This window comes from Streptomyces sp. GD-15H, from assembly GCF_045291515.1.
In the GTDB taxonomy this organism is placed as follows: Bacteria; Actinomycetota; Actinomycetes; order Streptomycetales; family Streptomycetaceae; genus Streptomyces.
Map to the genome: position 1 here is coordinate 4,057,418 of NZ_CP149447.1, position 11,890 is coordinate 4,069,307.

Annotated in this window: 8 protein-coding genes and 3 pseudogenes; 5 read left to right on the forward strand and 6 right to left on the reverse strand. The window is 71.0% G+C overall.

Annotation, left to right across the window (positions count from 1 at the left end):
• Positions 1-113: 113 nt before the first annotated feature.
• The 4 genes and pseudogenes from WJ438_RS18965 to WJ438_RS18980 all read left to right on the forward strand — a co-directional run bounded on the left by WJ438_RS18965 (position 114) and on the right by WJ438_RS18980 (position 5,141).
• Positions 114-1,046: an ABC transporter ATP-binding protein gene (locus tag WJ438_RS18965; RefSeq protein ID WP_406726309.1), complete on the forward strand. Its 933-nt coding sequence runs from the start codon at positions 114-116 to the stop codon at positions 1,044-1,046.
• Positions 1,043-2,704, forward strand: coding sequence for an ABC transporter permease (locus tag WJ438_RS18970; RefSeq protein ID WP_406726310.1), 1,662 nt, complete (start codon positions 1,043-1,045; stop codon positions 2,702-2,704). Before WJ438_RS18965 ends, WJ438_RS18970 begins: the two co-directional genes overlap by 4 nt.
• A gap of 724 nt (positions 2,705-3,428) precedes the next feature.
• Positions 3,429-4,264: pseudogene (locus WJ438_RS18975) on the forward strand (IS5 family transposase); the annotation flags it as partial.
• 205 nt (positions 4,265-4,469) lie between these two features.
• A complete protein-coding gene (locus tag WJ438_RS18980; protein ID WP_406726311.1) occupies positions 4,470-5,141 on the forward strand; it encodes an MBL fold metallo-hydrolase in 672 nt (223 codons plus the stop codon).
• A 323-nt stretch (positions 5,142-5,464) separates the two neighbouring features.
• On the opposite strand, the pseudogene WJ438_RS18985 reads toward WJ438_RS18980, so the two are convergent.
• From WJ438_RS18985 to WJ438_RS18995, 3 genes and pseudogenes are all read right to left on the reverse strand, one after another.
• Positions 5,465-6,685: pseudogene (locus WJ438_RS18985) on the reverse strand (cytochrome P450).
• A gap of 350 nt (positions 6,686-7,035) precedes the next feature.
• The gene (locus WJ438_RS18990; RefSeq protein ID WP_406726312.1) at positions 7,036-7,224 is read right to left on the reverse strand and encodes a DUF397 domain-containing protein; all 189 of its coding nucleotides are present in this window, start codon (positions 7,222-7,224) and stop codon (positions 7,036-7,038) included.
• An 8-nt stretch (positions 7,225-7,232) separates the two neighbouring features.
• Positions 7,233-8,084 (reverse strand): helix-turn-helix domain-containing protein, encoded by an 852-nt coding sequence (locus tag WJ438_RS18995; protein WP_406726313.1) that lies wholly within the window; start codon positions 8,082-8,084, stop codon positions 7,233-7,235.
• A gap of 223 nt (positions 8,085-8,307) precedes the next feature.
• On the opposite strand from WJ438_RS18995, the gene WJ438_RS19000 reads away from it, so the two are divergent.
• On the forward strand, positions 8,308-8,739 hold the full coding sequence (locus tag WJ438_RS19000; RefSeq protein WP_406726314.1) for an ATP-binding protein: 432 nt from the start codon (positions 8,308-8,310) through the stop codon (positions 8,737-8,739).
• On the opposite strand, the gene WJ438_RS19005 is transcribed toward WJ438_RS19000, so the two are convergent.
• The 3 genes and pseudogenes from WJ438_RS19005 to WJ438_RS19015 form a co-directional block, all read right to left on the reverse strand.
• The gene (locus WJ438_RS19005) at positions 8,709-9,389 is read right to left on the reverse strand and encodes a response regulator (RefSeq protein WP_406726315.1); all 681 of its coding nucleotides are present in this window, start codon (positions 9,387-9,389) and stop codon (positions 8,709-8,711) included. The genes WJ438_RS19000 and WJ438_RS19005 overlap by 31 nt on opposite strands.
• On the reverse strand, positions 9,386-10,726 hold the full coding sequence (locus tag WJ438_RS19010; protein ID WP_406726316.1) for a sensor histidine kinase: 1,341 nt from the start codon (positions 10,724-10,726) through the stop codon (positions 9,386-9,388). The genes WJ438_RS19005 and WJ438_RS19010 overlap by 4 nt, the downstream gene beginning before the upstream one ends.
• A 130-nt stretch (positions 10,727-10,856) precedes the next feature.
• Positions 10,857-11,736: pseudogene (locus tag WJ438_RS19015) on the reverse strand (alpha/beta hydrolase).
• Between the last annotated feature and the right edge of the window lie 154 nt (positions 11,737-11,890).

An 11,890-nucleotide genomic window follows, 5' to 3' on the forward strand; every position in this document is an offset into this window, starting at 1 on the left:
CTCAGCGCGCCCGTGACACATCCGCTGCTCAAGTGAGGTCGGGGCGGTCCAGCCCAACATTTACGCACTTCCTTATCTTCACAAATTTGTGAAACAAGCGTACCTTCCGATGCATGACGAAGGCCATCACCGTGTCCGGACTCCACAAGTCGTTCGGTCGCACGCGCGCGCTCGACGGTCTCGACCTGGACGTCGAATCCGGCGAGGTCCACGGCTTCCTGGGCCCGAACGGCTCCGGCAAGTCCACCACCATCCGCGTCCTGCTCGGTCTGCTGCGTGCCGACTCGGGCACCACCCAGGTGCTCGGCCTCGATCCGTGGGCGGACGCCGTGGAGCTCCATCGCCGCCTCGCCTATGTCCCCGGCGACGTGGAGCTGTGGCCGACCCTCACCGGCGGCGAGGCCATCGACCTGCTGGCGCGGCTGCGCGGCGGCCTGGACAGGAAGCGTCGCACCGAGCTCATCGAGCGCTTCGACCTGGACCCGACCAAGAAGGGCCGCGCCTACTCCAAGGGCAACCGGCAGAAGGTCGCCATCGTCGCCGCGCTCGCCTCCGACGCCGAGCTGCTGCTGCTCGACGAGCCGACCGCGGGACTGGACCCGCTCATGGAGGTCGTCTTCCAGGACGTCATCGGCGAGGCCAAGGCAGCGGGCAAGACCGTCCTGCTCTCCAGCCACATCCTGGCCCAGGTGGAGAAGCTCGCCGACCGCGTGAGCATCATCCGGCTGGGCCGCACCGTCCAGTCCGGCACCCTCAGCGAGCTGCGCCACCTGACCCGCACCACCATCGAGGTGGAGACCGAGCGGCCCGCCGCCGGCCTCGGCGAGCTGCCCGGCGTTCACGACCTGCAGACCCTCGACGGGGCCACCGGCCGGGTCCGTTTCGCCGTCGAGGGCGGCCAGGTCGACGGAGCGGTCCGCAAGCTCACCGAGTTCGGCATCCGCAGCCTCATCAGCCACCCGCCGACCCTGGAGGAGCTGATGCTCCGCCACTACGGCAGCGAGCTCGCCGCCAACGGGCACGGTACGAACGGAGACCCGCGATGACCACCGCGACCGCCGCCCCCGAGGCTCCGGCACCCGCCGGACCGGTCGCGGGCGGCAACGCGCTGGCCGGGACCCGGACGCTGATCCGCTTCGCCCTGCGCCGGGACCGGATCCGGCTCCCGGTGTGGGTCCTGGCCCTGTTCCTCGGCACGCTCGCCACGGCGGGCAACTTCAAGACCCTGTACAGCGACCCGGAGGACCGGGCGAACGCCGTCCGGAGCATGGACAGCCCGGCCGGCCTCGCCATGTCCGGCCCCCGCCACTACCTCGACGACTACGACTTCGGCTCCATGCTGGGCCACCAGATGCTCGGCTTCATGGCCGTCCTCGTCGGCCTCATGAGCGTACTGATCATCACCCGGCACACCCGCGCCGAGGAGGAGACCGGCCGCGCCGAGCTGGTGCGCTCGACCGTCGTCGGCCGCCACGCCCACCTCGCCGCCGCCCTGTCCGTCGCGGTCCTGGCCAACCTCGCCCTGGCGCTGCTGCTGGCCTTCGGCCTGGCCGGCATGGGGCTCGAGGACGGCGGCACGGCAGGCTCGCTGCTCTACGGTTTCGGCCACGCCGCCGTCGGCCTCGTCTTCGCCGCCGTCGCCGCGGTCACCGTCCAGCTCACCGCGCACGCGCGCGGCGCGTCCGGTATGGCGCTCGCGGTCATCGGCGTCGCCTACGTGCTGCGTGCCGCCGGCGACAGCGGCGAGAACGGCACCCTGTCCTGGCTGTCCCCGATCGGCTGGGTGCAGCGCAGCTACCCGTACGTCGACAACCGCTGGTGGCCGCTGCTGCTCTGCCTGGCGTTCGCGGTGGTGTGCGCGGCGGCGGGTTTCGTGCTCTCCACCCGGCGGGACGTGGGCGCGGGCCTGCGTCCGGAGAGGCTGGGCAGCCCCACGGCCTCCGACGCGCTCAGCACCCCGCTCGGCTTCGCCCTGCGGCTGCACCGCGGCATGCTGATCGGCTTCAGCTCGGGCCTGTTCCTGATGGGCGCGATGTACGGATCGATCCTCGGGGACGCCGAGGACATGCTGAAGGGCATCGACGAGCTCCAGGAGGCCCTGGACCGCATCGGCGGTGCCGGCGTCGCCGAGTCGTTCGCCTCCATGGTGATGGTCGTCCTCACGGTCGTGGCGGCGGTGTACGTCGTCATGGCGGCCCTGCGGCCCCGCTCCGAGGAGACGGCGGGCCGCGCCGAGCCCCTCCTCGCCACCGGCCTCTCGCGCGCCCGCTGGGTCGGCGGCCACCTGGCCGTGGCCATGGGCGGCGGCACCTTCGTGCTGCTGATGGCCGGGCTCGGCTTCGGCATCGCGGGCGCGGCCTCGACCGGTGACGGTTCGCTGTTCCCGAAGCTGGTGGGGGCGGCCCTCGCCTACGCGCCCGCCCTGTGGGTCACGGTCGGTGTGGCCGTGGTGCTCTTCGGCTGGTTCCCACGGGCGAGTCAGGTGGCCTGGGTCGTGCCGGTGTACGCCTTCGTGGTCGGCTACCTCGGCCAGATCCTCCAGTTCCCGAGCTGGATGAACAACCTCTCCCCGTTCGGCCATGTCCCCCGGCTCCCCGCCGCGGACATGAACTGGCTCCCCCTGCTCCTGCTGTCCCTTGTCGCCGCCGGTCTGGTGTGGCTGGGCCTGGCGGGCTTCCGGCGGCGGGACCTCGAGACGAAGTGACCGTGCCGCGGCCCTGCCCGGCGGGACTCGCCCCCGACGGGCAGGGCCGGCGCGGCGTGGGCCGGTGACCTGACCACCCTGCGGCTTTGCGGGCTCGCGCCCTTGAATCGACCGCCCAGTGCCGCTGGGGACTGCATTTTCGCGGCCACTTGAACCGGCCCCGCACCGCTGCTGAGAAGAGGTCAGCCGCCCGTCATACACCGAGGCGGGCGAAGCCTCGCAGGTCCCGGACTCACGACCTCGTACAGCGCCCAGGCCGGGGGTCGGCGCGAGTACCCCTCGAAATCCTCGAGCGAGTCGGACGCCCGCGGCCAGGGCATGCCGCCCACACAGTGCGGGCCTTCGTCGTGTGGTGGGATGCGGCCTCGACATGTGCGATGCCGGGACACTCGCCCACGCCCCGGGGATGACACACCGTCCCGAAGGCGTGAGCACTTTGGCTACCGCTGTCCCGATGCCGCTCGTTCGAGCGCTCACGTGACACATGCCCGCCGACTGCTCACGCTTTTCAGCAAGGCGTCCGTCTCCGGCCCCGCGGTGTCGGGACCGCGGGGCTCCCCTGCACCACCCGGTGGGGCACCACTCATCGCACGAACGCGATCCCTTTGGGGGTATGTGCGTAAGAGGTCGCGCAGACAGGCGCGGTGGTGGACCCCGACAGCGAAGCGGGCACAGGTCTTGGTGATCATGGAGTTGCGACGCTCTGTGATCACCGGGAAGACCTGTGCCCGTGCTGCCCTCACGGCTGACCGAACCACTCTGGGGCCGATTCGCGGTCCTGCTGCCCGAGCGGCCGGAGTACCCCCCGGACCATCCGCTGGGCTGCCACCGCCCCGCATCAGCGACCGGATCGTCTTCGACAAGCTCCTGCAGCTGCTGCGGTTCGGCTGCTCCCACCAGGCGATCGCCGACACGACCTGCTCGGCCACCACGGTCCGAGGTCGCCGCGACGAGTGGACCCGGCTCGGCGTCCTCGCCCGGCTCAAGCAGATCGCGCTGGAGTCCTACGACCGGATCGTCGGCCTCGTCCTCGACCAGATCGCCGTCGACGGCTCGATCACCAAGGCTCCCGGCGGCGGCGAGGTGGCCGGGCGTTCCCCGGTCGACCGCGGCAAACAGGGCCTGAAGCGCTCCGGAATGACGGACGGTCACGGCATCCCGCTGGGCCGCGTCCTGGCCGGAGCCAACCGCCACGACTCCCCGCTGCTCGCTCCCGCACTGGACCGCCTGGACGACCTCGGACCGCTGCCCGCCGACATCACCGTCCACCTGGACGCCGGCTACGACTCCGACACCCGCACCCTGCTCAGCGAACGCGGCCTGCACGGCCGGATCGCGCACAAGGGTGAGAAGGCGCCGATCCAGGCCAGCCAACGCTGGCACGTGGAGCGCACCCACGCCTGGCAGAACGCCTTCCACCGGCTCGCGCGCTGCTCCGAGCGCCGGGCCACCGTCATCGGCGCCTCCTTCGACCTCGCCGACACCGTCATCGCCGTACGTAGCCTGATCCGCCGGGCATGGACGACCCACCGCTGGGACGAACGCCCGCACCGCCGCCCATGGCCAGCCCCCTGTGCGGGGTCTTGCGCGGCCAGAGACCGGACCACTGCGATCGACACATTGCGGGAGGCCCTGGCCTCGCGGGGCGTTCCACCTCGGCCGTGTGGAGGACACGCGTTGGCGGGCTTGATCGTATCCCGCACACCTGGTGAGCCGTCAGCGAACGCAGACACGGCCGCCGGGGCGACCGTGCAGGCTGGGGGGCATGGATGTGATCGAGGTACTGCCGAGGCTACGCATGCTCCGCTTCCCGGTGGGGGCGGCCTATCTGTGGCGGGACGACGACGAGCTGACCCTGATCGACACCGGGACGGCGGACTGCGCGGCGCGGATCGAGGAAGTACTGGACGGCGAACTGCGGCGGCTCGTGCTGACGCACTGGCACGAGGACCATACGGGCTCGGCCGCCGAACTCGCCGCCCGGCACGGCGCGGAGGTGATGGCTCATCGGCTGGAGGCGCCGGTGATCCGGGGCGAGGCGGCCGGGGCGCCACCAGTACTGGAGGAGTTCGAGGTACCGATCCGGGCGGCTCTTCCGCCGCTGCCGCCGGCCCCACCGTGCCGGGTGGATCGGGAGGTGGAGGACGGCGATGTCCTGGAGTTCGGCGGCGGGGCGGTGGTGGTCGCGGTGCCCGGGCACACGGACGGGTCGATCGCGCTCCACCTGCCCGGGCCGAGGGTACTGTTCACCGGCGACGCGGTCGCCAATGTCGGCCGGACCATGCTGGGGGTCTTCAACACCGACCGCGCCCGGGCCATCCAGTCGCTGCACCGGCTTGCCAAGCTGGAGGTCGACACCGCGGTCTTCGGGCACGGTGACCCGATGACGCACGGTGTGGCGGCCGCCCTGCAAGGAGCAGCCGCCTCAGCGGTGTGACGAAGGTCGGCTCTTCCGCAGGCCGGGCGGTTTGATCCCGGAGGCCGAACGGCCTCGTTGTCCCACTCCCAGCGCCCTGATGGCAGCGCAGGCACAGGCCCCTCCGATGGTCACAGAGCGTTGCCACTCCGTGATCACGGAACCTGTGCCTGTCCCGTCTGCCCACCGGCCCCAGCAGCCGCCTGTCCGCGCGACCTCTGAACTTCGCTTTTTACTTCCAGGGGCGGTTTGCCCTGGAAGTAAAAAGCGAAGCTGAGGTCCCGTTCGTGGAACGGGCCCGGTACCCCGCCCTCCCAGAGGTGACGCGGCCCGGGACGGCGGACTCAGACCTCGACCGCCAGCCCTTCCAGCCCCCTGATCACGAAGTTCGGCTTGCGCTTCGGCTCCTCCGCCAGGCGCAGCGCCGGGGCCTGCTCCAGCAACGCCCTCATGGACGCCGCGAGCTCGATACGGGCCAGGGGTGCGCCGATGCAGTAGTGGATACCGGCGCTGAAGGAGATGTGCGGGTTGTCCGCACGGGTGAGGTCCAGGTGCCCAGGGTCGGTGAAGAAGGCCGGGTCGTGGTTGGCGGAGCCGAAGAGCATGGCGATCTCCGCGCCCCGGGGGATCACCGTGCCGTCGATCTCGATGTCGTCCAGGACCCAGCGTTCGAACAGCTGGAGCGGGGTGTCGTAGCGCATCAGCTCCTCCACTGCCGTGGGGACCAGGGAGTGGTCCGCGCGGAGGGCGGCCAGCTGGTCCGGGTTCCGGAACAGCGCCCACCAGCCGTTGACCGTGGAGTTCACCGTCGCCTCGTGGCCCGCGTTCAGCAGCAGCACGCAGGTGGAGATCATCTCCTGCTCGGTGAGCCGGTCGTCGTCCTCGTCGTGGGCCGCGATCAGCCCAGAGACCAGATCGTCGCCCGGCTTCGCGCGACGCTCGGCGATCAGCTCCCGGAGATAGTCCGAGAACTCGACCGAGGCCCTGACGGCCTTCACCGCCGACCCCTCCGACGGATTCAGCTCGTACATCCCGCAGATGTCCGCCGACCAGGGGCGCAGCGGGGCCCGGTCGGACTCCGGGATGCCCAGCATCTCGGCGATCACCGCGACCGGGAGCGGTTCGGCCACGTCCCGCAGCAGGTCACCGCCGCCGGCGTCGACCAGCGCGGCCACCAGGTCCGCCGCCAGCCCTTCGACGTACGGCTTCAGCCGCTCCACCGTGCGCGGGGTGAACGCCTTCGACACCAGGCGCCGGATCCGGGTGTGGTCCGGCGGCTCCAGGTCGAGCATCCCGTGGTCGTTGAGGGTGTGGAACGGCTCGTGCTCGGGCGGCGGCGCCGTCCGGCCGAACTCCTCGTGCGTGAAGCGGTGCTGGTACGTCCGCCCCAGCCGCCGGTCGCGCAGCAGCGCCGAGACGTCCGCGTGGTGCGGCACCAGCCACTGGTTCGTCGGCTCGAACCAGTGCACCCGCCCCCGTTCCCGCAGCTCGGCATAGCCGGGATACGGATCGGCGACGAACGCCGGGTTTCAGGGGTCGAACGCGAGGTCGGGTTCAGCCGTCATGCCCGGACCATAGGACGCCGACCGGCCCTGTGCCCAGAGCCCCCATCGAAAGCGGCTTCCCCTGACGGCGATGTGGGAGACCGGCAGGGTCTGCCCCCTTGCGACCTGCGGGCGGGCGCGGGACCGAACAGCACCTTGGCCGGATGCGCACCCGCGCTCATGGCGTTTGCCGTACGAGGCAGGAAACTCTGGCCATGTTCAGCAGACGATCAGCCGCAGCAGCTGCAGTTGCCCTTGTCGCGATGGCTGTGGCCGCGTGCGGAACCCAGCGGGGCGAGCAGACGCAGTCGGCGAGTCCTCCGCCTTCCTTGACCGAGGAGGCCACTGACCGGGTGGGGTCACGCCCTCGGTCAGGGGTGACGCTTCACGTGCTCGATGAAGGCGGCGAAGGAGAGGGCGGGGACGGAGAGGACGGCGCGGGCGGGGGCCTTGGAGTCGCGGATGGCTATGCGGGGGTGCGCCTCCGCGATCTCGACGCAGGTGTCGCCGTCGCCGCCGCCCGAGTAAGTGGACTTACGCCAACGCATGGCCTCAGTCATGTCTCGCCTCACAGTTCCTTCGACAAGCGGTGGATGAAGTCCCGCGACGCGGTGGGAGCCAGCGACGCGTCCCGCATTCTAAGAAACAGCGTTCGAAGTTGCTTCAGTTGTGCGTCCGCATCGATGAAGGCGACTCCGGTGGGGGCATCCCGCAGACCAGTGTCCAATTGAGGCACCGGACCACCCGCGTACATCATCGAGATCCCGGCGCCACCAAAGCCGTCCTGATCGAACGGGATGACCCTCACCTTGGCCTGGCCCTGCTCGATTCGGTCCAGGATCTGCTGGAGTTGAGCGCGGGAAACACTGCGCCCGGCCACGCGGACCCGAAGAGCGCACTCGTGGATCAGCGTCTCGTACGAGGTCGCGTTGTCGCCTGCGATCACAACACGTCGCTTCATCCGGTGTTCCACCCGAGGGGCCAACTCGCTATCGGGCAGGCCGGGATGCACGTACGTATAGAGCGCGCGTGCGTAGTCGGCGGTCTGCAGCAGCCCTGGAACGTGCGTGATCACGACCTCTCGCAGGAACATCGCATGGTGCTCGACTTCGGCGGTGTCCTGGAACACCGGCGGCAGTACTCCCCGGTACTCCTCCCACCAACCGCGCGTCCGGTCGGTCGCCATGGCCACGAGCGCATCGATCAACGCCTCGTCCGTGCAGGCATAGTGAGCCGCGAGCCGCCGCACCCGTTCTTCGCTGACACCGGCGAAGCCCAACTCCATCTGGCTGATCTGAGCCGAGGTCGAATTCAGCAACCCGGCTACCTCGCGCGCCTTCAGTCCAGCCGCCTCGCGCAGACGTCGCAGCTCGGCACCCAGACGCACCTGTCGCCCGGTGGCATGACTTCTCGGCGGCATCCGTCCTCCTCAACACCCCTGTTGGCGCTCCTCATTCGGGTGTCAGACTACGACAACCGGTTGCAGTGGCGATAATTATTGCCGTACCGTCAGTGACGCGACGCACACGCTGCGAAACACCGGGGTACCGGAAGCGCACCGCTCCGTCCTGTCATGACGGCTGCGGCAATGACACCGCCCGGTGGCTGCGACGCCCCCTCACCTCACCGAACGGAGTCGACGCATGCCCGAAGACGAGCCTTGGGAGTACTCCCTGTACATCCCGAACGACCTCCGCGCCGTCACCATCAGTCGCCGCACCCTCCGTCTGATCCTCACGATGCACGGCCTGATCCGCCTCGTCGACGTCGCCGAACTGCTGGCAACGGAGCTGATCAGCAACGCCGTGCTGCACACCAAGGGGCCTGCCGCGCTGCGGGTGCGCTGGTCGGCCGGCGTGCTGCGGATCGGTGCGTGGGACGCGGATCCCGAACCTCCGCCCGCTCCTGCGGGGTTGGCCGGCAGCGTCACCGATGAGGACGGCCGAGGGCTTGCCCTGGTCAGGGCCTGCTCCAACCTGTGGGGCTGGCAGCCGCTCTCCAGGTTCGGCAACCGGGGCAAGTACGTGTGGTGCGAGCTATCCGGTCAGCCCGGTGTCACCAGCCGCGCCTCGTAGGCGAAGACGGCTGCCTGGGTGCGGTCCCGGAGGCCGAGTTTCACCAGGATGCGGCTCACGTGGGTCTTGATCGTCGACTCGGCGACCACCAGCCGTCCGGCGATCTCCGCGTTCGACAGGCCCTGCGCGATGAGTACCAGTACCTCGGTCTCCCGCTCGGTCAGGTCGCCGTACGCCGCCTGCGCGGCCGGTATCAGCCGCGGCGCCTCGGACAGCTTGGAGAACTCGGTGATCAGACGTTTGGTCACCGTGGGGGCGAGCAGCGCCTCTCCGGACGCGACCACCCTTACCCCGTCGGCGAGTTGGCGGGCCGAGGCGTCCTTGAGGAGGAAGCCGGAGGCGCCCGCGCGCAGCGCCTGGTAGACGTACTCGTCGAGGTCGAAGGTGGTCAGCACCAGCACCTTCGCGGCGCCGTCGGCGGCGACGATCTCGCGGGTCGCCTCGATGCCGTTCAGCTCGGGCATGCGGATGTCCATCAGGACAACGTCGGGGGCGAGTTCGCGGACCCGGTCCACCGCCTCCCGGCCGTTGACGGCCTCGCCGACGACCTCGATGCCCGGCATCGCGTTCAGCAGGACCGAGAAACCCTCGCGCACCATCATCTGGTCGTCCGCGATCAGGACGCGGATGGCGTGGTCGCCGTCGCTCATGCCTCTCCCTCGTTCGCCGAGGCGACCGGCAGGAACACCGCGACCTCGTAGCCGCCGTCGTCGGTCGGGCCGGCCGTCATCTCGCCGTTCAGCATGCCGACCCGCTCGCGCATGCCGGTGACGCCGTGTCCCGCGCCGGGCGAGGGTTTCACCAGGTTCGGCGCGGGCGCCGGGTCGTTGACCACGCGGAGGCCGAGGCCGCCGAGGACGTACCCGATCTCGACCCGGGCGCTCGCCCCCGGCGCGTGCCGCAGGCTGTTGCTCAGCGCCTCCTGCACGATCCGGTACGCCGACAGCTCCACGCCCTGCGGCAGCTCGCGCACCGCCCCGGTCACCACCTTCTCCACGTCCAGACCGGTGTCCCGCACATTGGCGAGCAGGGCGTCCAGGTCGGCGAGGGTGGGCTGCGGGGCGTCGGGGGCCTCGTAGTCCTCGGCGCGGACCACGCCGAGGACCCGGCGCAGTTCGGTGAGGGCGGCCACCGCGTTCTCGCGGATGGTGGCGAAGGCGCGCTCCAGCTCGGGCGGCGGGTTCTCCACCCGGTAGGGCGCGGCCTCGGCCTGGATGGCGACGACCGACATGTGGTGCGCGACCACGTCGTGCAGCTCGCGGGCGATGGTGGTGCGCTCCTCCAGGAGCGTGCGCCGGGAGCGTTCGTGCGCGGTGACCGTCTGCTGGGCGGTCACCTCCTGCTCGGCCGTCCGGCGAATGTGCCAGACGGCCACGCACAGCAGGATCAGCGCGGAGTAGACCAGCATGGGGGCGGTGTTGGTGCCGTGATAGTACGGATCGACCGGGCCGAGCAGGATCTCGGCCAGGCCCCCGTACAGCGCCGTGAGCGCCCACATCCAGGCGGTGGTGCGGGGCCTGGTGCGCAGTGCGACGACGGTCAGCACCGTGAGGTGGCAGACGAAGGAGCCTGGCCACGGCCAGTCGCCCCAGGTGTTGCCGAACAGGGTGGAGACGGCGGTGGCCCCCATGGACAGCCAGAACGCGCCGACCGGCCGGACGAGGGTCATCAGGATCGGGACCCCGGCGAGCAGACCGAGGATCACGCCGAAGGGGCCGTCGGAGACGCCGAACGCCAGGAGGGCGATCGCGACGATCAGGGCGTGCGGTGCCCAGCCCGCGTACTCCCGCAGGCGGCCGGGCAGCAACCGCACCAGGCGGCCGTTCGTCTCGCGGCGCGGGAGCGGGCGATAGTCGAACGCGTGGTGGATCAGGTCCTGGCGCAGCCCGCGCAGGGCGTTCTGGGCCAGCCGGTACTCCGGGCTGCGGGTCTTGGCCCCGTCCCCGGGCGGCGAGGCCGCGGGGCTCGGGCGGGTCGTCTCGGTCACGGTCACACGTTAGGCCGACCGGGGGACCGACGTCGTCCCCGGTGAGAGGGGTCCTGGGGCATCCGTCTCAAGTACTACGAGGCGGCACCGGACAGCGCGACGGACCCGACCGGGCACCCGGTTGCCCAGTTCACCAGGCGAGTTGGGCGATCTCCTCCGCCACCACCGCGCACGCGTCCGCCGCCGGGTCGATCAGCGGGAAGTGACCGGCGTCCTCCAGCAGCGTCAGCCCGACCACCTCACCGGCCTTCGCCGCCGCTTCCGCGTACGACTCGGCGACCACCTGCGGGACGTCGATGTCGCCCCGGCCCTGGACGAGGACCGTGGCGATACCGGTGGGCAGCAGCAGCGCCGGGTCCGCGTACGGCCGGCGCTCCACGAACCCCTCGTCACCGCCGAGGAGTTGGCGTGCCGCGCCGCCGCAGACGTCCAGCTTGTCGGCGATCGCGAAGTCGGCGATCGGGGCGAGCGCGACGACCCCGCGCAGCGGGGCGGGACGGTCGGTGCGCCAGGGGGCGGCGGTGGGCAGGACGTGCCGGGCGGCGGCCCACAGCGCCAGATGTCCGCCGGCCGAGTGGCCGGTGAGCACCATGCGGCGCGGGTCGGCCGCCGGCAGGTGCCGCCGGGCCAGCTCGGGCAGCGCGTCCAGCGCGGCACAGACATCGTCGAAGGTGGCGGGCCACCGGCCCGCGACCGGGTCCCCGCCTGCCTCGGCCCGGCACCGCGCCGGTACTCGACGTTGGCCACGGCGAAGCCCCGGCGGGCCAGGAAACCGGCGAACGGGCTGATGTGCCGCCGGTCGTAGGGTGCGCGCCAGGCACCGCCGTGCAGCACGACGACCAGGGGGCGGGGCCCCCGCCGGTCCCGTCCGCAGCCCGTGGGGCGTAGAAGTCGACCACCTGCTCCGGGTCGTCGCCGTAGGCCGCGGTGGTGTCGGGTTCGACGGGCGGATGGGAGAAGGCCGACTCCTCCTCGGCGGCGGCCCGGGCGGCTGCGGAGTCGTCCGTCATTCTCCAACCTCTCAGCGATGAAACGTACTTGGCGGACGAGAGAAGACTTCGGCCGTTGGCCGGGACGGTATCAGCCCGATGACAGGCATGGACATGGGGATATCACGCTCGGTGAACGTCCTGCGGAGCGGGGGCGGCAGCAGTCGGCAGCACA